This window comes from Halolamina litorea (genome assembly GCF_026616205.1).
GTDB lineage: Archaea > Halobacteriota > Halobacteria > Halobacteriales > Haloferacaceae > Halolamina > Halolamina litorea.
This window is the reverse complement of the sequence record NZ_JANHGR010000001.1, coordinates 958,185-980,344: the sequence shown is the minus strand read 5'-3', so window position 1 is coordinate 980,344 and position 22,160 is coordinate 958,185. Positions and strand designations below refer to the sequence as shown.

26 protein-coding genes are annotated in these 22,160 nt (G+C 68.2%); 8 read left to right on the top strand and 18 right to left on the bottom strand.

Annotation, left to right across the window (positions count from 1 at the left end):
• Positions 1 to 26: 26 nt before the first annotated feature.
• The gene (locus tag NO998_RS05225) at positions 27 to 1,298 is read right to left on the bottom strand and encodes an FAD-dependent oxidoreductase (protein ID WP_267646012.1); all 1,272 of its coding nucleotides are present in this window, start codon (positions 1,296 to 1,298) and stop codon (positions 27 to 29) included.
• 101 nt (positions 1,299 to 1,399) lie between these two features.
• Here NO998_RS05225 and NO998_RS05220 point away from each other — a divergent pair, with 101 nt between their 5' ends.
• Genes NO998_RS05220 through NO998_RS05210 form a run of 3 tightly spaced genes read left to right on the top strand, consistent with a single transcriptional unit; the run spans position 1,400 to position 3,946 of the window.
• The gene (locus NO998_RS05220) at positions 1,400 to 2,716 is read left to right on the top strand and encodes a M28 family peptidase (protein ID WP_267646011.1); all 1,317 of its coding nucleotides are present in this window, start codon (positions 1,400 to 1,402) and stop codon (positions 2,714 to 2,716) included.
• 46 nt (positions 2,717 to 2,762) lie between these two features.
• A complete protein-coding gene (locus NO998_RS05215; RefSeq protein WP_267646010.1) occupies positions 2,763 to 3,479 on the top strand; it encodes an NAD(+)/NADH kinase in 717 nt (238 codons plus the stop codon).
• 26 nt (positions 3,480 to 3,505) lie between these two features.
• Positions 3,506 to 3,946: a DUF7313 family protein gene (locus tag NO998_RS05210; RefSeq protein WP_267646009.1), complete on the top strand. Its 441-nt coding sequence runs from the start codon at positions 3,506 to 3,508 to the stop codon at positions 3,944 to 3,946.
• 453 nt (positions 3,947 to 4,399) lie between these two features.
• Here NO998_RS05210 and NO998_RS05205 read toward each other — a convergent pair whose 3' ends face one another.
• The 7 genes from NO998_RS05205 to NO998_RS05175 form a co-directional block, all read right to left on the bottom strand.
• Positions 4,400 to 4,669: a DUF7314 family protein gene (locus NO998_RS05205; RefSeq protein WP_267646008.1), complete on the bottom strand. Its 270-nt coding sequence runs from the start codon at positions 4,667 to 4,669 to the stop codon at positions 4,400 to 4,402.
• A 134-nt stretch (positions 4,670 to 4,803) separates the two neighbouring features.
• Positions 4,804 to 5,136, bottom strand: a complete 333-nt coding sequence (locus tag NO998_RS05200) for a DUF7315 family membrane protein (protein WP_267646007.1) — start codon at positions 5,134 to 5,136, stop codon at positions 4,804 to 4,806.
• Positions 5,137 to 5,139: 3 nt separating this feature from the next.
• Positions 5,140 to 5,901: a cytochrome b family protein gene (locus tag NO998_RS05195; RefSeq protein WP_267646006.1), complete on the bottom strand. Its 762-nt coding sequence runs from the start codon at positions 5,899 to 5,901 to the stop codon at positions 5,140 to 5,142.
• Positions 5,902 to 5,905: 4 nt separating this feature from the next.
• The gene (locus NO998_RS05190) at positions 5,906 to 6,712 is read right to left on the bottom strand and encodes a cytochrome b (RefSeq protein ID WP_267646005.1); all 807 of its coding nucleotides are present in this window, start codon (positions 6,710 to 6,712) and stop codon (positions 5,906 to 5,908) included.
• 3 nt (positions 6,713 to 6,715) lie between these two features.
• Positions 6,716 to 7,105 carry a DUF7318 family protein gene (locus NO998_RS05185; RefSeq protein ID WP_267646004.1) on the bottom strand — a complete coding sequence of 130 codons (390 nt, stop codon included), beginning with the start codon at positions 7,103 to 7,105 and terminating at the stop codon, positions 6,716 to 6,718.
• Complete coding sequence (locus tag NO998_RS05180; protein ID WP_267646003.1) at positions 7,105 to 7,698, bottom strand: plastocyanin/azurin family copper-binding protein; 594 nt, start codon at positions 7,696 to 7,698, stop codon at positions 7,105 to 7,107. Before NO998_RS05180 ends, NO998_RS05185 begins: the two co-directional genes overlap by 1 nt.
• A 104-nt stretch (positions 7,699 to 7,802) precedes the next feature.
• Positions 7,803 to 8,660, bottom strand: coding sequence for a DUF7319 domain-containing protein (locus NO998_RS05175; RefSeq protein ID WP_267646002.1), 858 nt, complete (start codon positions 8,658 to 8,660; stop codon positions 7,803 to 7,805).
• Positions 8,661 to 8,752: 92 nt separating this feature from the next.
• Between NO998_RS05175 and NO998_RS05170 the strand changes: the two genes are divergently transcribed.
• Positions 8,753 to 9,232: a DUF7321 family protein gene (locus tag NO998_RS05170; RefSeq protein WP_267646001.1), complete on the top strand. Its 480-nt coding sequence runs from the start codon at positions 8,753 to 8,755 to the stop codon at positions 9,230 to 9,232.
• Between the two features lie 32 nt (positions 9,233 to 9,264).
• Here the strand turns inward: NO998_RS05170 and nth are convergent, their stop codons facing one another.
• Positions 9,265 to 9,948, bottom strand: a complete 684-nt coding sequence (gene nth / locus NO998_RS05165) for an endonuclease III (RefSeq protein ID WP_267646000.1) — start codon at positions 9,946 to 9,948, stop codon at positions 9,265 to 9,267.
• A gap of 93 nt (positions 9,949 to 10,041) precedes the next feature.
• On the bottom strand, positions 10,042 to 10,647 hold the full coding sequence (locus tag NO998_RS05160; protein ID WP_267645999.1) for a DUF420 domain-containing protein: 606 nt from the start codon (positions 10,645 to 10,647) through the stop codon (positions 10,042 to 10,044).
• 84 nt (positions 10,648 to 10,731) lie between these two features.
• On the opposite strand from NO998_RS05160, the gene NO998_RS05155 reads away from it, so the two are divergent.
• Positions 10,732 to 11,139 carry an HIT family protein gene (locus tag NO998_RS05155; RefSeq protein WP_267645998.1) on the top strand — a complete coding sequence of 136 codons (408 nt, stop codon included), beginning with the start codon at positions 10,732 to 10,734 and terminating at the stop codon, positions 11,137 to 11,139.
• 391 nt (positions 11,140 to 11,530) lie between these two features.
• Here NO998_RS05155 and NO998_RS05150 read toward each other — a convergent pair whose 3' ends face one another.
• The 4 genes from NO998_RS05150 to NO998_RS05135 are packed head-to-tail and all read right to left on the bottom strand — an operon-like array spanning position 11,531 to position 14,836.
• Positions 11,531 to 12,577 carry an NAD(P)-dependent glycerol-1-phosphate dehydrogenase gene (locus NO998_RS05150; protein WP_267645997.1) on the bottom strand — a complete coding sequence of 349 codons (1,047 nt, stop codon included), beginning with the start codon at positions 12,575 to 12,577 and terminating at the stop codon, positions 11,531 to 11,533.
• 46 nt (positions 12,578 to 12,623) lie between these two features.
• The gene (locus NO998_RS05145) at positions 12,624 to 13,343 is read right to left on the bottom strand and encodes a LysE family translocator (protein WP_345781114.1); all 720 of its coding nucleotides are present in this window, start codon (positions 13,341 to 13,343) and stop codon (positions 12,624 to 12,626) included.
• Between the two features lie 42 nt (positions 13,344 to 13,385).
• Positions 13,386 to 14,159, bottom strand: a complete 774-nt coding sequence (locus NO998_RS05140; RefSeq protein ID WP_267645996.1) for a TMEM165/GDT1 family protein — start codon at positions 14,157 to 14,159, stop codon at positions 13,386 to 13,388.
• A gap of 2 nt (positions 14,160 to 14,161) precedes the next feature.
• Entirely contained in the window at positions 14,162 to 14,836 is a 675-nt protein-coding gene (locus NO998_RS05135) for a metal-dependent transcriptional regulator (RefSeq protein ID WP_267645995.1), read from the bottom strand.
• Positions 14,837 to 14,938: 102 nt separating this feature from the next.
• On the opposite strand from NO998_RS05135, the gene NO998_RS05130 reads away from it, so the two are divergent.
• Positions 14,939 to 15,955 carry an alpha/beta fold hydrolase gene (locus NO998_RS05130; RefSeq protein WP_267645994.1) on the top strand — a complete coding sequence of 339 codons (1,017 nt, stop codon included), beginning with the start codon at positions 14,939 to 14,941 and terminating at the stop codon, positions 15,953 to 15,955.
• Between the two features lie 63 nt (positions 15,956 to 16,018).
• On the opposite strand, the gene NO998_RS15720 is transcribed toward NO998_RS05130, so the two are convergent.
• The 3 genes from NO998_RS15720 to NO998_RS05115 form a co-directional block, all read right to left on the bottom strand.
• The gene (locus tag NO998_RS15720; protein ID WP_303648139.1) at positions 16,019 to 17,146 is read right to left on the bottom strand and encodes a SipW-dependent-type signal peptide-containing protein; all 1,128 of its coding nucleotides are present in this window, start codon (positions 17,144 to 17,146) and stop codon (positions 16,019 to 16,021) included.
• A 105-nt stretch (positions 17,147 to 17,251) separates the two neighbouring features.
• The gene (locus NO998_RS05120; RefSeq protein WP_267645993.1) at positions 17,252 to 18,205 is read right to left on the bottom strand and encodes a SipW-dependent-type signal peptide-containing protein; all 954 of its coding nucleotides are present in this window, start codon (positions 18,203 to 18,205) and stop codon (positions 17,252 to 17,254) included.
• A 92-nt stretch (positions 18,206 to 18,297) separates the two neighbouring features.
• Positions 18,298 to 19,668, bottom strand: coding sequence for a choice-of-anchor W domain-containing protein (locus tag NO998_RS05115; RefSeq protein ID WP_267645991.1), 1,371 nt, complete (start codon positions 19,666 to 19,668; stop codon positions 18,298 to 18,300).
• Between the two features lie 474 nt (positions 19,669 to 20,142).
• Between NO998_RS05115 and NO998_RS05110 the strand changes: the two genes are divergently transcribed.
• Together NO998_RS05110 and NO998_RS05105 are read left to right on the top strand one after the other, a co-directional pair.
• A complete protein-coding gene (locus NO998_RS05110; RefSeq protein ID WP_267645990.1) occupies positions 20,143 to 20,712 on the top strand; it encodes a DUF7344 domain-containing protein in 570 nt (189 codons plus the stop codon).
• On the top strand, positions 20,709 to 21,296 hold the full coding sequence (locus NO998_RS05105) for a signal peptidase I (RefSeq protein WP_267645989.1): 588 nt from the start codon (positions 20,709 to 20,711) through the stop codon (positions 21,294 to 21,296). Before NO998_RS05110 ends, NO998_RS05105 begins: the two co-directional genes overlap by 4 nt.
• On the opposite strand, the gene NO998_RS05100 is transcribed toward NO998_RS05105, so the two are convergent.
• On the bottom strand, positions 21,202 to 22,107 hold the full coding sequence (locus tag NO998_RS05100) for a hypothetical protein (RefSeq protein WP_267645988.1): 906 nt from the start codon (positions 22,105 to 22,107) through the stop codon (positions 21,202 to 21,204). The two genes, NO998_RS05105 and NO998_RS05100, sit on opposite strands and share 95 nt — an antisense overlap.
• Between the last annotated feature and the right edge of the window lie 53 nt (positions 22,108 to 22,160).

The window sequence follows — 22,160 nt, the reverse complement described above, 5'->3', positions numbered from 1 at the left end:
CGTCCCCGTCCAGCGAAACGGGGGAGTCAGTCCGACTGATCGGCGTCGACGGCTTCGGCGGCGACTCGGCCGCTCTGCAAGGCCCCCTGGATCGAGGACCACTGGGTGTAGTCGCCGGCGAGGTAGACTGGTCCCGCGGGGTCACGGGTGTCGGGCAGTCGTGCGTGGGCTCCCGGCGGCTGAGCGAACTGCGCGAACGGGATACGGTCGGTCGCGATCGGTTCCAGCCCCGTCACGTCACGCTCGGGGTACCACGAGGCGAGCGCTTCGCGGGTGTCACTCGCGAGGTCGCCCGACGAACGGTCCTGTGCCCCCTCGTCGACGAACGACGCGACGAGCAGTTGATCGTCGCTCCCGTCGCCGTACTCCGGCGCGACAGCGGTAAGCTGGGCGACGGTGTTGGGCCGCGCGTCCCCGGCGTTGAGCATGATCCGGGTACCGGCGTCGAGCGCTGGTCCGGGGAGTCGGTAATGCTGCGTAACGACGCCGGCACCCTCGGTCGGAATCGAGTCGACGCCGGTGAGCCGCTTCGCGGTCGGCGGGTCGGCGGCGACGACCACAGCGTCGGCCTCGACGGAACCGTCCTCCGTGTCGAGATGCACCCTGTCGTCCGCCGCGTCGACGGCGTCGACGCCGACGCCGGTCAGTACTTCAACCCCGGAATCGCGGGCGCGTTCGGCCAACTGCTCGGGGATCGCCGCCATCCCCTCGGCGGGGACGACGATGCGTCCGAGCGACATCGCACGGAACGTGTACTCGAAGACGTTCGCGGAGGTCGCCAGCGAGCGGTCGAGCGTGATCCCGCCGTACAGCGGCGCCGCGAAGTTCTCGACGAACTCCTCGGAGAACCCCTCGTCCTGCAGGAGCGCCCGGATCGAGCGGTCCGGGGTGCCGAACTCGGGCCAGTCACCCCGGGTCAGCCCCCGACGGAGGCGGAGCGTCCGGAGTTTGTCCCCCAGCGTGACCTCCCGGGAGAACGCCGAGGGGAGGAGCGACCCGAGGTCACGGAACGGGTCGGAGAGGGTCGATCGGCTGTCCGGACGGCAGATGGTGCCGCCGGGGGCGAACGCTCGCAGGGAGAGGGCGGCGAGGTCAAGTTCCTCCTGAACCGCCGGGTACGCGTCGAACAGCACCTGAAAGCCGCGGTCGCAGGTGAACCCCTCGACCTCCCGGGTCCGGACCCGGCCGCCGACGGTCTCGCGTTCCTCGAACAGCGTCACGTCGTGGCCCGCGTCGGCGAGTCGGCGGGCGGCGACAAGCCCGGCCAACCCGGCACCGACGACGGCGATTTCGGTCATGGGCGGGCTTCGACCGGGAGCCCCATAGCTCCGCCGCCGGAGAACCGGCGAACCCGGCCGGAGTCAATAGGTGGTAACTGTCCCGCCCCGTTTGGGAGCCCATGGCAGACTGGATCGCGGAGACGTTCCGAAGCGACGCCGGCTGGGACCACCTCGAGACGCTGGTCGACATCGGCAACCGCATGGCGGGCCAGCCCGGCGAGATGGCGGGTCTCGAAGCGACACGCGACGCGCTCGCCGACGCCGGCGCCCGCGACGCTCGTGTCGAGACGTTCGACCTCCAGGGCTGGGTCCGGGGCGACAGCTCCGTCACGACCCCCGAGACGATCGAGGAGTCGATCGGACTCCCGCGCAGCCCCGCCGGCGACGTGAGCGCCGAACTGATCGACCTCGGTGCGGGCCTCCCCGAGGACTTCGAGCGCGCCGACGTGGAAGGGAAGGTCGTCCTCGTCACCTCCGACGTACCGAGCTACTTCGACCGGTACATCCATCGGACGGAGAAGTACCACTACGCCGTCGAGGGCGGCGCGGCGGCGTTCGTCTACGCGAACCACGTCCCCGGTCAGCTTCCCCCCACGGGGAGCGTCGGCGGCAGCGATGGTGGCCCCATCGGCGACATCCCCGCGGTCGGCGTGTCGTCCGAAACCGGTGCCCGACTCGCGCGCCGGTTCGACGGCGCCGACGTGACCGTCTCCGTCGACTGTGAGACGCCCGACGCCGAGTCGGGGAACGCGGTGGCCGAACTCGGCCCCGACACCGAGGAGTACGTCATCCTCTCGAGCCACGTCGACGCCCACGACATCGCCGAGGGCGCGCGTGACAACGGCGCCGGGACCGCGACCATCGTCGAGGTCGCCAAGGCACTGGCCGCCCGTGAGGACGAACTGGACACCCGCGTGAAGTGTATCGCCTACGGCGCCGAGGAGGTCGGCTTGGTCGGCTCCGAGGTCGAGGCCGAGAACGCGGACCTGGAGGCGATCAAGGCCATCGTCAACGTCGACTCCAACATGGGCGACCGGACGCTCGAACTCACCACCCACCGCTTCGACGAACTCGACGCGGCCGCCGGGCGGGTCGCCGAGCGCTTCGACCACCCGATCGCCACGGTTCCACGGACGGTCCCCCACTCCGACCACTGGCCGTTCGTCCGCTGGGGCGTCCCGGGGTACATGGTGTCGAGCAAGTCCGAGAGCGCCGGTCGGGGCTGGGGCCACACCAGCGCCGACACGCTCGACAAGCTCGAGGCCCGCACGCTGCGCGAGCAGTCGATCCTGCTCACCGAACTGGTCGTGGAAGTCGCCGACGGCAGCGTGGAGATCCCTCACGAGGAGCCAGAGACGATGGCTGACTACCTGAAACAGGAGGACCAAGCGATCGGGATGAAGAAGACCGGCGGCTGGCCCTACGACTTCGAGTAGCGCCGGACCACGGCTGTTTTTTACCCGCGCCGTCGGACGAACGAGCATGACGCAGTCGCCGCCGATCAGTCGGGTCAGCCTACACGGCGCCCCGGACGCGGACCTCGGCCCGCTCGAGACCGTCGACGCCGACGAGGACGCCGACGCCATCGTCGCCCTCGACGACGCGGCGGTCGGGGACGCGGCGCTGTCCGACACGTCGACGCCCGTGCTCGTCGTCGGCGTCGACGACGGCCGATACGGGACCGACCGTGACGGGCTCCTGGCCGCCGGCGCGGCGCTGGCCGACGGCGACTACCGGACCGTCTCTCACCCCGTCTTCGAGGTGACAGTCGATGGTGAGCCGGTCACCCGCGGCGTGTTCGACGCCACGCTCATGACCGCCGAGCCGGCACGGATCTCGGAGTACGCCCTCGCCGTCGAAGACGAGCGGCTGTTCGACGTGCGTGCCGACGGTATCGTCGTCTCCGCGCCGCTCGGTTCGGCGGCGTACGGTCGTGCGGCCGGGGGCCCAGTGGTCGCCCCCGGCGGCGGCCTCTCGGTCGTCCCCGTCTCCCCGTTCTCGACACGGGCCAGCCCGTGGGTGGTCCCCGGCCCGCTCTCACTGACCGTCGAACGCGACGAGGGCGCGGTGTCGTTGTACGTCGACGGGGCCGAACACGGCGATGTCGCGCCGGGGGACCGGGTCGGCATGGCCGTCGTCGATGGGTTCACCGCGCTCCGGCCGCTGGCGGGGGGGCGCGCGGAATTGGAAAAGCACTAAACCGTCCTGTGCCGATGTGGGAGTATATGAGCCCACTGCAGTTCGCCGTCCCGGTCGGGGCGCTCGAATCGGTCGCCGGGGAGTTGCCCTACGCGATTCTGGCGTTCATCGTCCTGAGCCTCGTGACGCGACACTTCGAGTACAGTAGCCACGAGCGCGCCGTCGACGATGGTGCCGAGTCGCTGAGTCGCTCGGTCCCCCACGTCGTCGTCTCGGCGCTGGCGGTCGCCGCCTCGTTCCTGTACATGATCGTCCACCCGCACTCGGGGATGGTGATATCCGTGCTCGTCACCGGGACGGTGCTGACGGACTTCTTCGAGTTCGAGTCCCGACTGGTGGAGGCACGCAACGACCTCGAACTGGAACGGCCGAAGGCCGCGATCGCGGCAGGCCTGCTCTCGCTCGGCTACGCCGCCTACATCTCCCTGTTCTGGATCGTTCGGGAACAGTGGGTCTCCATCGTCTGAGGTCACAGCCCCGTCGGTTTCCTTCGTTTTCCGCCCGAGCAGTTCTACCCGTTGAGTACGGTACACGCTTGGCTGTATCCGGCACGTCGGCGTCGATAGGCTGTCGTCAGCGGCGATAGACAGTCGGTCGTCAACATCGGTAGGCGGTCGACCCGGCGGCGTCGGTCCCATACGGCCTCGATTAGTACCTGATTCTCGCATGCGGCGTCGTGTGTCCATGGGGCCGGTTGCTAGTGCTTTGGTCGGGCATCACGCGCTCCATACCGCACACGCTACCACGGCGACGCTATCAACGAGGAGAGCCGTCTGTGAGGTGGGAGGGGGAGCAGGGTGGGACGTGAGCCACGGATGGAACGTACGGCGAACGCGCCTCCGGAAGGCACTGTGGGATAGAGGCCTCTCGGGAGGACAGAAACGAGCGTGGCGGCGAGACGCCGCCGAGAGAGAGCGTGGTTATTCGTCGACGACCATCGCGTTGCGGGCCTGTCGCCCGGCGGGGATGATGACCCAGAAGGTGAACGCGCCGACCAGCGCGGTCCAGAACATCAGGTCGCCGAGGAAGATCCCCACGGAGTCGAACACCGTTCCCGGTTCGGCGGGCGGCGGGGAGATCAACTGTCGGTTGCTCTCGAAGCTCGGCGTTCGGTACCAGCTCGCCGAGATCAGCCAGAGGAAGCTGGCGATACTGAACAGCCCGAACCCCTTCATGAACTCGTCAGCCATTATCGGAAGTGGGCTGCGAACCCTCTTCAGCGTTTCCCATCCCGCCGGCCGACACCGACCACGAGGCCGTATCGAGGACACCGATAGGCCGACCGGGCGAGGGTGGAAGGGACGAGCGTGAGCGCCGGCCGGACTCAGTTGTCGCCGTCACCCATCCCCGCCGCCTGGAACCGCGTGCCGAGAACGTACACTACGGCGCCGATAGCGATGGAGAGCAGGCCGAGAACGGCGAACAGCGCCGACAGCAGCGAGTCCGAGGGGGACAGGGAGAGCGCCGAGAGGAGCGACCGCACCGCTCCCCGGATGAGTCCCGTGCCGAGCGCCGCGGCGTCGAGTAAGAGGAAGCCGAACACGACCGCGAACACCGCGATCATCGTCGAGAAGACGGTGACGGTCTTGTAGAGCCGCAGGGGCACCTCCACGTCACGCCCCCCGCGGCCGTCGGGTCCGCGATCGTCGTCGGTCACGACCTATTTCGGCGGCCGAAGCCGGTAGTAGCGGCGGTTGAGGTCGTACATGTACCCCTCCCGCATGGTTTTCAGCACCGCGTAGGTCAGGCAGCCGATGACGATGGGTGCGAGGAACGTCAGGTCGAACAGCAGGTGCACGTCCATCGGCATCAGGTTCTTGATCGAGAGCAGCGAGAGCGTCAGCGCGAAGGTGACGCCGCCCATCCCGATCGCCGCCCAGAACGGCTGCTCGACGGGTCGTCGGGCGCTCCCCTTGTTGAGGAACGGAACGACCGAGATGGCGCCGACGACGACGACGTTCGCGAGCACGCCGAACGTGCGGTCGGCCATCAGCTTCTGCTCGCCCAGCAGCGAGATGGCGGGGTTGAGGTCGTTGAGCTTCAGCAGACCGAACGACCAGTAGAGGTACCAGTCGGGCAGGATGATCGACGGCGTCGAACTCGGGTTCGCCGGGTCGCCGATGTGGGGCGGGAGCGTCGCCGACAGCAGCAGCAGCATGCCGACGAAGAAGCTGGTCAGCGCGAGGTTGCGGATCAGCTCGTGGGGCCACGTCGGGAACGCGAGCACGTCGCGCTCCACGTAGGTGGACTCCTGCCGGAGGTCCTGGTCCTCACGGCGGGCCCGCTCGAAGTACTCGTACGTGAGACGGGGGAGTCCGGCCCGACGACTCTTGCGCTCGCTCCACGTGGGCGTGTCGTCGTCGGGGGGGACGATCCCCGTGCCACCGTCGGTTCGTGCGTCGTGTTGGGTGTCGTCGCTCATTGTATCAGTGGGGTTCCGCGATGCCCTGCATCCAGACGATACCGATGTGGATCGCGATCAGCGTGGTGACCACGAACGGCAGCAGGAACACGTGGATGATGTACATCCGCTGGAGCGTCGGTGGGCCAAGCGAGAAGCCGCCGAACACCAGTTGGGCGGCCCACTCGCCGATCAGCGGGACCGACAGCGCCATCTCGACGCCGATCTGGCCCGCCCAGTAGGCGAGCTGGTCCCACGGCAGCAGGTAGCCGGTGTACCCGAAGCCCATGGTCAGACTGATCAGCACGATGCCGAGCAGCCAGTTCAGTTCACGGGGTTCCTTGTACGCGCCGGTGAAGTAGACACGGAGCATGTGGAGGAACACCGCGGCGGTCATCACCTGCGCCGCCCAGCGGTGGATCGAGCGCAGCATGAAGCCGAACTGGAGGTCCTGCATGATGAACGCGATCTGGCTGTAGGCGATCGTCGCCTCACCCGGTCCCGCGGCACCGACGGCTGGCGTGTAGTAGAACCCTAGCAGGGCGCCTGACAACGCCGCGACGACGTACGCGATCGTCGAGAACGAGCCCAGGGCGTACAGCGGGTACCAGTACCAGAACTTGTTGTCGAGGTTGTACTGCTCGGTGTGGCTCTTGGGCATCTGGAGGTTCACTCTGTAGTAGAGCGACTCCAGGATCTCCAGGTAGTCGACGACCCGGAACCGCTTGTCGAGCCAGATGAGGGTAAACAGGTACCCTCGCTCGATGGCGGAGAGCTGCTTGCCCTCCATCCAGCCGAGGTGGTCGTGTTCGTCTTTCTCTTTGAGGCTCATTGGTTATCGCTTGTAGTAGGGGTAGACCGCGCGCTTGACCTGGTCCCAGACGCCGGCGCCTTCGAGCTGCTCGCCGTCGACGTCCTCGCCGCGGACGTAGAGGTCCTCCCACTTGCGGCGGCGCTTCTTGACGACCATCACGTCCGGGAGGAACTCCTTCCGGTAGATGGCGAGGATGAACGCCAGGTCGATGAACACCACGGCGAGGAGGCCGCCGAGGAACATGTTCCCGTCGGCGGTCAGTGCCCACCCGGACACCAGCCCCCAGGTGAACATGAACACGAAGACGATCTCGAGCAGCGTCAGCAGCACGATGGCGATGGCCGCCGCCGTGCTCTCACGCGCCGGTTCGTACCGGTGGATGTCGCCGTAGGTGGATCCAGATGTGGACATTACTCGCCACCTCCAGTGTTACCGGTGTTCGGTGACTCGCCGTACTTCAGGATGTAGAACGTGAACACGAGGCTGACGAACATCATCAGGATGGTACCGACCCCCACCCAGTGGGGGTGGATCGGGGCACCGATATCGTGGAGTTCACGCTCGCCACCACCGCCGGCGGCTTCCAGTTCCTCGACGACCTCGATGGAGCCGACCATGCCCGCGGACTCGTGGGGCGTACAGACGTACTCGTAGGCCCCCGTCGTGGTGAACGTGTAGGAGTATTCGTGGCCCGAGTCGAACGTGACCCCTTGTTCGCCCTCGCCCGCCCAGTCGGCGCCCTCGGGCTGGCTGGTAGGGACCACGTTGTGCGTGTTGCTGTCCCAGACGAAGTTCACGGTCGTCCCGGTCGCGATGGTGAGCTCTGCCGGCTCGAACACGAGGCTCCCACCCGGGCCGACGGTCACTGTCTCGGTCGGCCCGCTACCGCCGCCTCCCGATCCGGTGTCGGTGCCGGTACTTTCCTGCCCGGCTGCGACCCCCGAACCGATGGCGACGGCCCCGCCTGAGCCGCCGGTCGCTCGGAGAAAATCCCGCCTCTTCATACGGCCAAAAGCTGGAACGGGCTGCGCTTAAACCCACCGTTTCACCCGGCCCCGAACCCCCAATCAGTGGCCGGAACCGAAGCGCTTGGACGGTCGACCGACAGTCACTCGCGCTCCCCGTCGTCACTCAACTGGGGAACGAACTCCGGGCGCTCGCCGGCTTCGTCGACGGCTCGGAGCCGGTCGCGGTACTCCTCGGCCCGGAAACGGTCCGAGAGGCGGGCGTTGGCGACGACGATGAAGAGGAAGACGCCGATCAGGAGGAACCCGATCCCGACCGCCGGCGCGATCACGTCCCCCTGCACGATGTCGGGCTGGAGGTCGAGGAAGAGCCAGCCGGCCAACAGCCCGAGCCCGGCGACGACCTGCGCGGCCGCGATCAGTTGCAGCATCGTGTTCCCGAGTTCGCCGGTGCCCGACTCCACGTCCTCGGGATCGGGGAGCGTCGCGTTCGCCGGCGGTTCCGGCGGCTCGTAGTCCTCCATCGAACAGAGTGCCACCGTCGGCTCCACGTCCCGGAGCACGGTCCCCTCACCCTCGATACTGCCGTCGGGGTTGATGATCGCGTACCCCTCGTCGGAGTACGCGAGCAGCCGGTCGCCCTCGGGGCCGCCGTGGCGTTCCAGCCGCGCGAAGACCTCGCGGGTGGCGATCCGGTTCTGCAGGTCCCGTTCGATCCGGTCGATCAGCTCCGGCCCCGTGATCCACGTGTCGGGGTCGAACACCGCCTCCCACTCCTCGCGTTCCATCTCCGCCATGTCGGCGGGACCGAACTCCTCGAAGTCGTACCGGGCCTCGACCTGTTCCCGTAGTTCGTCGAGGTCGGTGGACTCGGTATCGTCGAGCGGGGCCCGACCGTCCGCGGGGCTTCGCCCCTCGACGTCGTCGGCGTCGTCGTCGCCGCCGCTCTCGTCGGGGCGCTCGCGCGCGCCAGCCGGGTCGTCGTCGGCGGTGTCGGCCATGGACGTCGTTGGGCTGGCGCGCCGTTAAGCGCTTCGCGAGCGGCGCGCCGGAGTCGGACCCTTTAGGCACTCGACCCGCGTAGCCCGGGTTGATGGTCTCGGAGTCGACCGCCGCGGGGCTCGCGGCGCTCTCGGTCACGATCAGTCTCCCCTTCTTCCTCTACGGGGCGTGGTACGCGATCGAGACGGAGGTGATGACGTGGGACCGGCTGGTCTATCACCTGAAGTTCGTCGGCACCGGACTCGTGCTCACGACGGCGCCGATGGTGCTGTGGATGATCCCGCGGCTCTTCCAGCAGATGAGCGGCGTCACCGCGCTACATGCGTTCCTCGGGCTCCAAGCGTACGCGCTGCTCGCGCTCGCGCTCACGGGGATCGTCCGTATCTTCCAAGCCAAGCGACAGGCCGACCTCTACCGCAACCCCGACCCGGACGCCGACATCGACGCCCTCCACGAGAACATGGGTGCGTGGCGCCGACGGCTCCGAGTCGGCGTGTTCGGCTACACGTTCCTCTGGCTACTCGCCTACGTCCTCGGGGTCTACCAGTACCTCACGCGATACGTGTTCTAAGAGTCTAGTGACCAGTTAGGAGCCGAGTGCGCTCACCACGCCTCGCCGCTGGCCAGATCGACCGCGCTGTCGCCCTTCTCGGAAGGGCAGATGTCCGCCAGCACGCAGTCGCTGCAGTCGGGGTTTCGAGCCGTACAGACGGCACGGCCGTGGTCGATGAACAGGTGGGTGAACTGCTGCCAGTAGTTCTCGGGCACGAACTCGAGCAGGTCCTGCTCGATGGCCTCGGGCCGTTCCTCCTCGGTCAGGCCCAGCCGGCGGGAGATCCGTTGGACGTGCGTGTCGACGACGATGCCCTCGACCACGTCGTGGGCGTGCTGCAGGACTACGTTGGCGGTCTTCCGGCCGACGCCGGAGAGGTCGGTGAGGTCACCCATCGTGTCCGGCACCTCGCCGTCGTGTTTCTCGACGATGTCCTCGCCGATGCTCTTGAGGTAGCCGGCCTTGCTGTTGTGGAAGGTGATCCCGTAGATGTCCTCGGCGAGTTGCTCCTCGTCGGCGGCCGCGAAGTCCGCGGCGGTCTCGTACTTCTGGAACAGGTCCGCGGTGACCTCGTTGACGCGCTCGTCGGTACACTGCGCGGAGAGGACGACCGCGATCAGGAGTTGGAGTCGGCTGTCGAAGTTCAGCGAGATGGTGGAGTCGGGGTACTCAGTTTCGAGACGGTCGATGACTTCGATCGCCTGCTCGCGCCGGGGGTCGAGTGGCTCGCCCATACCCGGCGTTCCGTTCGCCGGGGGTTGAACGGTTCGGTCCCGCATCGGAACGGCGTCGACGCGGGGACGAGTGGCGTCGACGGCCGCCGAGGCCTACATCCCGGTGCCGGCGGCGAACTCGTAGCTGTAGACCCAGTTGAGGATCACGTAGGTCAGCACGCCCATCGACAGCGAGAGGATCCACGCGCCGGCGGCGATGCGGCCCACCTTCTTGTGGGGCGTCTCGGTCCTGAGTTCGTGGGGCGTATGGGTGAGCCCGAGCACCAGTGCGTAGAGCACGACCGGGACCGAGATCACCGAGAGGATGATGTGGACCGCGAGCATCAGCAGGTAGGCGTAGTAGACGAGGTCGGGCGCGCCCACCAGTTCCTTGGTCCCCCCGCCGCCGATCTTCCAGAGGTAGAGCACGAGGAACACCATGATCAGGCCGAAGGCGCTCCCCATCGCCGCGCGGTGTTTGTCGACCTCGTTGTCGCGGATCCACTTCCAGCCGAGGATCAACAGCACCGTCGCGGTGGTGTTGATCGCCGCGATGGCGTGGGAGAAGAGGTTCACCTGCGCGTTCGTCAGGTCGGGGAACACGCGCTCGGGGATGACACCGGCGAACGTGCCGATCACCAGCGCGTAGCCGACGACCGAGAGCACGGCGACGGTCGCTCGCGGCCGTGCGCGTGCACGAGAGCGGAGGTCTTCGAGCATATCGGTGGGTGGCTCCGGAGCGACAAGGCGGTTCCGGGTTCCGGCCGGGACCAACGCTTTCCCGACCCGCCACGTTGGACCGGTATGGCTGCCTGTGAGTTCTGTTCGATCGCCGCCGGCGAGCGCGACGTCCACGTCCTCTTCGACCGTGAGGGGGTCCTCGCCTTCCTCGACGAGAACCCCGCACGCGAGGGGCACGCGGTCGTGATGCCGAAATCCCACCGAGAGGAACTGCTGGGCGTCAGTGAAGCGGCCACTCCCGGCGTCTTCGAAGCCGTCGACGGCCTGGCGGGTGATCTCCGGGCCGTGCTCGGGACCGAGGGGTTCAGCGTCTTCTACACCTCGGGTTCGCTGGTCGGCTCGGTCGACCACGCCCACGTCCACCTCGTTCCACGGGCTGACAACGATGACGTGTCGCTCTCGCTCGACCGCACCGCGCTGGACCACGCCGACGCCGCCGACCTCGCTGCCGCGGTCCGCGACCGCGATTGAGTCGAGCCGATACCCCGAAGTTTATCAGCGACCACGCATCAGTGTCAGGTACGGGTGATGGCGACGCACCCGTCTCCGGTCGGACGGGCCGACTCCCGCCGCGACGGGGTGGCCCCCACGGCGCGGCGGATCTGGCGCCACCGGCTCGACCGACCACTTTCGCCGCGCGACCCAGGACAGGTCGCGCGGCGGTTCTCAGCACCCGAGCGATTGCTCCCCGCTCGGGGCTGTTCTCACTCCACGTAGCCGCCGGCTCGGGTACGTCGACGGCGAGCGGTCCCTCGCTGGGGCCGAGGAACCCCCAGAGGAAGTGACGATGGCTATTGCTCGGGCCTTTTGCTAGCGCGTTCGCCGGGGGCCGGTGAAAACGAGGACCACAGCAAAAGGCCGGTCAGATGACGCCGGTGGTCTCAGCCATCTCCCGCGCTGCCTTCTCGGTGATCCCGTCGCCCAGCACCGTGTAGCGGTCACGGATCTCGTGGGCGGTGGTCAGCGCCTCCAGCAGTTCGTCCTCGGTCACGTCGAGGTCCGCGGCCGTCGTCGGCGCGTCGAGGCTGTCCAGCGCGGCGCGGATGTCCTGCCACATCCCGTCCGGGCCGTCGTGGAGGTAGGCGGTCATGATCGAGCCGACGCCGACTTGGTGGCCGTGGAGCGCCCGGCCCGGCGCGATCCGGTCGAGTTGGTGCGAGAAGAGGTGCTCGGCGCCCGACGCCGGTCGCGAGGAGCCGGCGATCGACATCGCGACGCCCGAGGAGACGAGCGCCTTCACGACGATCCAGGCCGACTCCTCCAGCCCCGGCCGGATCAGGTCGGCGTTGTCGACGAGCATCTCGGCGGTCATCCGGGCGAGCGCGCCACCGTACTCAGAGTACTCCACGCCCTTGAGCCGGCGGGCGAGCTGCCAGTCGGCGACGGCGGTGTAGTTCGAGATGATGTCCGCACAGCCCGCGGTGGTCAGCTCCCACGGCGCGTCGGCGATCACCTCGGTGTCGGCGACGACCGCCAGCGGCGGCTCGGCGGCGACGGAGTGGCGCGTGTCGCCCTCCGGGATCGACCCCCGGCCGGAGACGATCCCGTCGTGGCTGGCGGCCGTCGGCACCGAGACGAAGCCGACGCCGAGTTCGTCGCTGGCCATCTTCGCGGTGTCGATCGGTTTCCCGCCGCCGAGGCCGACGAGGTAGCCCGCGTCCATCGCCCGCGCGGCGTCGATGACTTTCTGGACTTGGTCGAAGCCCGCCTCGCCGACGATGACCGTCTCGGGGTTCGGCAGCTGCCTCCGGACCCGCTCGCCGACGATCTGGTCGGGCGACGGGCTGGTGACGATCAGGGGGCTCCCCGAGAGGTAGAGTTCGTCGACGGCCGCCCCGAGGTCGTCGAGCATCCCGTGACCGACGAGGACGTTCCGCGGGAGACGGATCCACGACGATTTGTCGAACATGGGCTGAGGTCACGCCCCGACGTGAAAAACGGTTCGCGACGGGTTCTCAGGCGAGGACGCGCCACGCCTCGAAGAGGTAGGCGACGCCGAACCCCCCGAGCACCAGCGCGCTCACCGCGGCGACCGCCGGCGCGAACGACTCGATCCGGCGGCCCGCCCGCACCAACGCCGCGGGGAAACACGCCAGCCAGAGCCCGATCCCGCCGAACAGCCCGACGATCAGCGCGACGCTGCCGGTCTCGACGACGAAGACGCCGGCGAGCGCGTCGCCGACCCCCGGCAGCACCGCCAGCACGTCGAGGGTTCCCGGGTCCAGCAGCCCGACGCCGACGGTCAGCCAGAAGAGGATCTGGTACGGGTTCGTGAGAGCGAGCGCGAACGCGCGGCGGAAGCCCGTCGACGTCCCGTGGTCGACCGCGTCGACCCCACTCGCCCCGCCCTCGGCGGCGTCGACGCTCTCCGGCGCGAACGACGCCCGTACGCTCGTGGCGGCGTCGTAGGCGAAGTAGAGCATCAGTAGCCCGCCGACGCCGAACAGGACGCCCTTCAGCGTCGGCGAGCGGTCGACGATTCCGACGACGCCCGCAAGGGCGAGCAGGAAGAAGACGAAGTCCGCCAGCCCGGCGCCGAGGCCGGCCTTGATTCCGGCCAGCCAGCCGCGGAGCACGCTCTCCTCGGCGATGACGGCGTTCATCGGCCCGGGCGGCGCGGCCAGCGCCAGCCCGAACACCGCGCCCGCGAACAGCGTCGGAACGACCTCGATCACGACCTACTGAAGGGCCGAAAACGCGAAAAATCGCCCGGTTTCTCAGCGACGACGGGAGAGGCCGACGACTGCGGCCACGATCAGCGCCCCGACGGAAGCGTACAGGACGGCGACCGGCGCCCCGAGGACGACCGCACCGAATGCGAGGAACACCACGGCGGCGCCGGCCTCGATGTACGCGGTCGGGAGCGCGGCCTCGACCCGGTCGCCGATGACGGCGTCGACGCCGGTCCTCAGTCCCAACGCGCCGATCACGCCGACGAACACTGCGACCGGCGCGTGCTGGAACGTCGCCGCGAGGTTGATCGTCAGCAGTTGGGTCTTGTCGCCGAACTCCGCGAACAGCACGAACAGGAACGCCGTCAGGAGGCCGCCGTAGCTCCCGATCCGGGCGAGCATCGGCTCCGGGATCAATCGCCCGGTGAGACCGACGTCGAGGCCGGTGCCGGCAGTCATCGACCGGGACTGCGCCCCGTCACCGAGCGCCGTCGCCGCCGATCGAGCGGTCCAGAGCCCGAACACGAGGAAGAGCCCGCCAGTGAGCAGCGTCACGGTGCCGGCGGGGAGAACCGAGACGACGTACTGGCCGAACACGACCTCCAGCGCCGACCAGAGCGTGAACGCCCCCATGGCGCCGAGGAAGACGTTCTTGGCGTCTTGACGGGTGGCCAGCGTGATCACCACCAGTTGCCCCTTGTCGCCGAACGTCGCGAGGAGGTTCGCCAAGAACGCTGCGGCCAGCGGGCCGTTGCCGGAGTACCGGGAGACGACGGCGTCCAGCCCGGACTGGAGGGGCAGCGCAACCGCCGCGGGCATAGTCAGGTGGCCTCGTTCATCGTGGGCCGAACCCTGATGGCGTCGGCCACGTCCTCGGGGAGGCTCTGCTCGTCCCCGTCGCCGAGGCGAACCGTCACCATCCCGAACGGTGCCACGTCGACGACCTCGACCTCGGTTCCGGGCATCAGGCCCGCCTCCGCGAGGTAGTCGAGTTCGGCTTGGTCGCGGTGCGGGACCCGGGAGACGACGACGCGGTCACCGACTCCGAAACTGCTCAGCCGGTCGCCGGCGTCCTCGTCGACGGGGTCGAGGCTCTCGGCGGGGATCGGGTCGCCGTGCGGGTCGACCGCGGGGTCGCCCAGCGCGTCGGCCATGCGGCGCTCCAAGGCCTCGCTGATGTGGTGTTCGAGCGTGTCGGCCTCGTCGTGGACCTCCGACCAGTCGAAGTCGAGGTGTTCCGCGAGGTAGGCCTCCAGCAGTCGGTGGTGCCGGATCACTTCGAGCGCGACGGTTCGGCCCTCCTCGGTGAGTTCGACGCCGCGGTACTTCTCGCGCTCGATGAGGCCGCGTTCGGCCAGCTTCTCCATCATGCTGGTGACCGTCGGCGGGGTCTTGTCGAGGTACTCCGCGACCGCGGAGGTCGAGACGGGCGGGCCCTCCTCGCGCTGGAGGACGTAGATGGCTTTGAGGTAGTCCTCCATCGCATCGCTCAGCATGGACAAACGTACGTTTCGACGCGGCAAAAACGGTCTGGTGTGGCCGGCGCGCCGGGTCGGGAACTGTGGAGTTAAGCCCCCGGGATCCCTAGCCTATCGTGAATGAAGCTCCGACGCGCCCTGAGTTACGCGACGCTCGGTATCGGCGCCACCGCGGCCACGAACGCCCTCCTCACGCGGAACGCGGGCGACCTCCCGCCCGCCCTCGACGGTATGCAGCGCACCTACCGCTGGCGCGGGATGAACGTCGCCTACACCGAGGCCGGCGACCCCGACGACCCCGATCTGGTCCTGCTCCACGGCCTCAACGCCGCCGCCTCATCCGGCGAGTGGCGCGGCGTGTTCGACGCCCTCTCCGAGGAGTACCACGTGATCGCTCCGGACCTGCCGGGCTACGGCCGCTCGGACCGGCCGCCGGTTCGGTACTCCGCGGCGCTGTACGAGGCGTTCGTCGAGTCGTTCATCGGCGAGTTCGGGGACGACGAGGGGCCCGCGGTGATGGCCTCCTCGCTCACCGCCGCCTACACTGCCGCCGCCGCGAAGACCGTCCCTGTCTCGCGGTTCGTCCTGATCTGCCCGACGACGACGACCGGGCCGGGCGGCGGCACGTTCGTCCGGGAACTGATCCGGTCGCCGCTGGTGGGCGAGGCGCTGTTCAACCTCGTCACCTCCGAGCCGGCCATCGAGTACTTCAACGCCGATCACGGCTACGCCGACCCCAGCGGCGCCGAGCCCGAATGGGCCGACTACGAGTGGCGGACCGCCCACCAGGAGAACGCCCGCTTCGCCCCCGCCGCGTTCCTCGCGGGCGACCTCGACAGCGAACTCGACCTCGGCGGCACGCTCGCCGACCTCGACGTGCCGACGACCATCGTCTGGGGCCGCGAAACCGAGATGACGCCCGTCTCGAAGGGCGAGGAGCTGGCCCGCGCCGCGGGCGCCGAACTGCTCGTCTTCGACCGCGCGAAGCTGCTCCCCCACGTCGAGCGCGCCGACGCGCTGCTCGACTACCTGCTCGACGGCGACCTGCCAGAGGACTTCTCGGTGATCCGGGAGTACGACCCGAGCGAGGAGGGGGAGGCGGTAGAAACGGAAGCAGCGGACGAGGACGAGGAGTAGCCACGTCGGGGCCCCGTCGCCGACCCGGCGAACGGGGACCGGCGGAAGCGTGACGCCGGCTGATCAGTCAGCGTACGGGTTCCGCGGGTCGTCGTTGTGTCGGCACTGCTGGGCGTGGAACTCCAGGTCGAACTGGAGTTCGTCGCTCTGGATCTCGTTGCCGACTTCGAAGGGGAGCTCCCACGAGAACCCGATGTACTGGGTCGTGGAGTTCGGCCAGCAGTCGTCGCCGTTGTCGCCGCCACCGTTCCCGTCCTCGCCCTCACAGTAGTAGAACTGCACGTTGCTGATCTCGTAGTACGTGCGGTTGTCGTTGCCCGCGTTCTCGGGTGCGTAGTCGACGCCGCCGGAGGTTGCACAGTCGTACTCGTAGGTCGTCGTCGAGGGGCCGCCCTTCACCGCCACGAGACAGATCTCGCGCTGGCTCTCCCACTCGACGCCGACGACCTCGCCGGCCTCCTCCTCGACGGCCGTGATCTCGATGTCGCCGTTCGGGGTGGTGTCGCCGACGACAGGGGTGTCGTCGATCTTCCACTCGTCGCCGGTGAGACACGCCTCGCCGCCGTTGCTGGCGGTTCCCACGTCGGTAGCAGCCGGGGCTTGGTTGCTGAGAAGCCGTCCATCCTCGAGTTCGGCCATCACGTCCCGGAGGGTCCCGCTCGCGATCGGGACCTCCTCGGACTCGTAGACGTTGTTGCCGCCCTCACCGTCCGCGTCCGCCTCGGAGCCGTCGTACCAGACGTCGACGAGGATCTCGTCGGCGAGTTCGCCGCTCATGTCGTCGCCGCCGCCCTCCATCGTGTCGTCCTCGCCCGCCGCGTGGCTTTCGGGCTCGTTGACGCCCATCTCGGCGTTCTTCGTGAGTTCCCCTGCCATGTGGACCCACGCGGGGTTGTCGAACACGTGGAGGCTGATCGTCGCCTCGCCGCTGTCGCCGGGCTTGACGTCGCCGAGGTCGAAGACCGGGCCGGGGTTGTCCGTCAGCGCCTGGTCCTCGATCATGCTGCCGTTGTAGTGCTCCTCCCAATCGATCTTGAGGTCCAGTTCGCCGGCGGTGACGGTGTTGCCGGCGCTCGTTTCGGTGTCGTTCAGGAACGCCATCGTCCCCGTGCCACCGAGGGCGGCGCCGGCGCCGATGCCGCCGAGCCCCGTCAGGGCCTTGCGTCGGGTCAGTTCGAGTTTGTCGTCCATGTTCGTCACTCCCCGAAAGGGGAACTCCCACCGGCGGAGTCGAACCGCCGTGCAGTCACCGGACGTGGGACGGCCCAGGGCGGCCTGGGTGGCCGCATACCGGGATTATCCCGTGAAGTGATCGGTACCACCTGGATCGACGCCGGGGGCGAGGTCAACTGAGAAGGCGGGGTCGCCGCCGACGAACGGGTTCTCCGGGAAGCCGTTGTGGCGGGCCTGCTGGGCGTGGAACTCGATGGTGATGTCGACGGAGTCGCCCTGGACAACGTTCCCGACCTCTTCGGGGAGTCGCCACTGGTAGGTGATGTACTGGGTCCCGGTCTGGTCCGCGAGGAGACTCTGGCTGTAGCTCGACGAGAACGTGGTGTCGTACCAGCGTTCGAACTCGTCGTCCGCCCCTCCCGGGGTGGGGAAAAACGGGGACAGATTGATGTTCTTCCCCGGAACGCCGTCTATCGCCTCCTGCCTGTTGTAGACCGTCGTCCCACGGAGCCCGTCGAGCAGGATCCCGTCCCCGGTGAACGTCTCTATGCTGAGGTACTCGGTGAGTTTCCGCCACGACGTCAGCTTGCACTCCTCGTCGGGGTTCCACTCGCAGTCATCGTCGTCGTCGTAGAACGCACGCACCTCCAAGTGGTCCTGCAGTTCGCCCTCCCCTTCGCCGCCGGTGCTGTCCGTCGATGCCTCCGGGTCGGTCAGCCCGTGGTCGTCCCTATCGGACAACCGCATCTGGTGCCAGATCCACGCGGGGTTCGTGTCGTTGTGGATACTGATGACGATGCAGCCGTCGTCGCCCGGTTTGACGTCGTCGAGGGTCAGGATCGGCTGGTTCTGACTGTTCGTGTCGACCGGCGACTCCTGGTGGGAGAGTTCCTCGCCGTTGTGCATCGTGCGCCAGTCGAGTTGGATGTCCAGTTCGCCCGCGGTCACCCCGGCCGACGTGGTCTCCGCGTCGTTCAGGAACGCCATCGTCCCCGTACCGCCGAGGGCGGCGCCGGCGCCGATGCCGCCGAGACCGCCGAGGACTTTGCGTCGGGTTAGATCGAGTTTGTCGTCCATGTTCGTCACTCCCCCAAAGGGGAAGACCCACCGGCGGAGTCGAACCGCCGCGGCCCGGAAGGCCGGCACCCGCGAAGGCCGGGCAGCCGGTCCTACTCGAACACGACGTCGAATGCGACGCCCTCGTTGCCGCCAGCGTAGTCGGTCTGGAGGGTCACGGTCGCCTCGCCGCTGAGTTCGAAGTCCGTCGACCCGTCGAGAGCCGTGTTGACGAGGAGGTATCGGGTCTGCCGACCCTCACCGTCGTTCGTCACCGAACCCCCGTTCGGACCGTTGAGCGAGATCGAGGTGCCGCCGATCGACAGACTGTCGATGGACGCCTCGACAGTCGCCTCGTCGGCCTTCCCCTGGATGGCCATGCGACCGTCCGGCTGCGGGTCGTCGAGCGTGTCGCTGATGGTGGTCCCGTCGAAGGTGAACGAGAGTTCGTCACTGCTCTCGTCGTAGGAGACCGACCAGTCGACGGTTTGGCCGCTCGTCCACACGTAGTTCTCCTCCGCGAACTCGCCGGATACGCCGGGTTCGTCGCCGACGGCTAGCTCCCACGCGCCGGAGGAACCGTTGTTCCCGTAGCGGGCGCGGGCGCCGCCGGTGATCGTTTCGTTGCCGTTGAAGCTCTCCGCGACCTTCGCGAACCCGTCGCCGGCCTCGGTCGTGACACTGGCGCACGGGTTGTCCGTGCCCTCGTTGTGCCGGGACTGCTGAGCGTAGAGCTGGAGGTCGAAACTCAGGCTGTCGGACTGGATGATGTTCCCGACTTCGTAGGGGACCTCCCAGTCGAGACAGAGGCAGGGCCCCTCGCCGTTGTCACCCGTACCCGGGTAGTGGGCCTGGGCACCCGGCTCGAAGAAGCCGTCGCCGTTGTCCGGGGTGGTCCCCTCGCCGTCAAGCGGGACGCCGTACTGGATGGCGTCGAAGAGTTCGGCGAGCGTCCCCGACCAGATGTCGGTCGAACTCTCGACGTCGTCCGCGTTGAAGCCGCCGTCGTCGCCGATATCGTCGTCGAGGGTACAGTACTTGAGCGTCACATCCACGTTCTGGGCGAGCTCACCGTTGCCGTCGCCGCCCGTCGAGTCGACCTCGCTCTCGGGCTCCGTGATCCCGTTCTCGTTGTTCGCGGTGAGTTCGCCGCACAGCCACAGGTACGCGGGGTTGGTCTCGATACGCGGGCAGAGCGCGACCAGCCCGCTGTCGCCGGGCTTGACGTCGCTGAGTTCGCCGGTCACCGCGTCCCCGTCGATCTCGCCGGAGACGTAGTCACCGCCGCTTCCCTGGCTCCAGTACGAGTAGTACTCCACGATGAGGTCGAGCTCCCCGGCGGTCATCACGCCGGAGGTCTCCTCCGTGTCGTTCAGGAACGCCATCGTGCCGGTGCCACCGAGCGCGGCGCCGGCGCCGATGCCGCCGAGGCCGCCGAGGACTTTGCGTCGCGTCAGGTCGAACTTGCTGTTGTCGTCGGACATGGTTTCTCGTCGCTACCTCGGGGGGCGTCGACGGGTCGTCGACGCGGGCCACCGAGGCGGACGGGAACTCCTTGCCCGGATACCCCAGTATATATGAGTGTGTTGACGGGTTCATACGCCCGGCGAGAGAAGTACGAGGACCACCATAGTGGACGCGAAAGGGCGGCTTTCGCCCGATAAGCCGGCTGGTAACCGTTCCCCGACCCGTGAATTCGGGCTTTCACACCGGCTTCTCGGGTTTCAAAGCCTGAGAGCCCCGTTCAGGTGGCGTAAGAGGGTGGTTAATCGACTGAAACGTCCGTGAACGATCGTGTATCAAAACGATACACGAAGAATAACAAACCGTACACTGTTGATAGCCTCGCTCGGTCGAAGTCAGATGAGAGACCGCAGGCGCACACAGGAGTGGGATGGATCGGGCACGTCAGTCGCTACGTCGGGCGGTTTCGGACGGTCTATCCGAGTGATTCGACCGTGAGTACCGCGAAAGCGACCCGGGAGCCCGTAGAGAGCGAACCGGACATCACCCAACGGGTGGCTTTCGACGTGCTCAGCGCACGTCGACGGCGACACGTCCTTCACTACCTGCTGCAAGTCGACCGGACCGTCGAGCTACGCGAGCTCTCCGAGCAGCTGGCGGCGTGGGAGAACGGCGTGCCGCCAGTCGACGTAACGTACGACCAACGCATGCGCGTCTACACGTCCCTCCGGCAGCTCCACCTGCCGAAACTCGACACCGAGGGGATCGTGGAGTTCGACGCGAACCGCGGGACGGTCGTCCTGACCGAGGAGGCCGCCGAGCTCGAGGTGTACCTCGAAGTCGTCCCTCACGAGGAGATCCCGTGGAGCAAGTACTACGCCGGCCTCGGCTCGCTGTCCGCGATGTCGGTCGCCTCGGCGGGGTTGGGGGTGGTTCCGCTGACGTGGATCCCCGGTCTCTGGCTCGCGGGCATCATCACGCTCCTGTTCCTCGGTTCGGCGCTGTACCACTGTCACTACGACACGAACCATCGCCTCGGCGCGGGCGAGGAGCCACCGACATGACGGGGGGGCGACTCCGCCGCGCGCTCAACATCACGGGCACCGTCGTTCTCGTCGTCGCGCTGCTCGTCACCGCAATCGTGGCGTTCCCGGCGGTGGTCGGCGCGGACCACAGCTACGTGGTACTCTCGGGGAGCATGGAGCCCAGTATCGGGACCGGCGACGTGGTCATCGTCGCGGACACGCCACCGGAGCGGGTCGCGACGGACGACGTGATCGCGTTCGATCGCGTCGCGGGGGACCAGAAGCGGACCACACACCGCGTGGTCGAGGTGGTCGATCGGGACGGCGACCGGTACTTCCGGACGAAGGGTGACGCGAACGAGGAGCCGGACGGCCGCTTGGTGCCGGCGGACGCCCTGATCGGCACGGTCCGGTTCAGCATCCCGGAGGTCGGCTGGCTGTTCTCCTTCGCGAACAGCGACACCGGCGTCCTCACCTTCGTCGCCGTCCCCGGGTTCCTCCTCGCCGCCTCGGAGCTGTGGGGGCTGGTCACCGCGGCGCGCGACGACGGCACCGACGGCGGCGACGGCGGCGACGGCGCCGGTCACGCTGTGGCGGATGACGCCGGGGAGGGGGATCCATGACCGATCTCGGCCACCGTGCACTCGCGTTCGTCGCCCTGGGCCTGCTCGTGTGGATGGTCGTCAGTGCGAGCGGGCTCACCCCGACGCTGGGCGCCCTCCACGACGAGGAGGCTGCCGAATCGTCGTTCGACGCCGCGAGCGACCTGACCGTCGAAGTCGAGGCCGTGGAACTGACCCCCGGAACGGTCGCGAGGAACGCCAGCGGGACGGTGATCGTCGAGCTCGGCGTCCGCGCCCCGGAGGAGGTGAGCGTCTCGGAGTTCACCCTCTCCGTCGCGGGCGCCGACCGGCTCGTCCCCGTCGCCGCGTCGAACGTCACGTGCGACCGCGAGTGCACGCTGGAGGTCAGCGAGCGGCGGATCGCCGGCCTCGTCGACGAGCCCGGCGAGTACGAACTGGTCATCAGCGGCTGGTGGACGTACGACCGGCAGTTCGTGGGCCGGGCCCCCGTTACGGTCGACGTTGCCAAGCTGGGCGGCGAAGCCGGCACACCGACGAGGACGGGCGGCGGAACCAGGACGGCGACGGCGGGTCCAACGACTGAAGTCACGCCTACGACGACTCCGCCGAGGGCAACGAACACCACAGCGACGAACACCACAGCGACGAACACCACAGCGACGAACACCACAGCGACGAACACCACAGCGACGAACACGACGGCCGCGAACGCCACGACCGCCGCCCCGAACGGTTCGACGCCGACGGGGACGAACGGCTCGGCGACCACGAACGACTCCACGACGCGGAACGCGACCGGGACGACCAACGGTTCGGCGACCACGAACGACACGAGCAGCGTGAACAGCACACTCGACTCCGCTACCGGTACCAACTCTACCGCCAACACCACCAGCACGAACA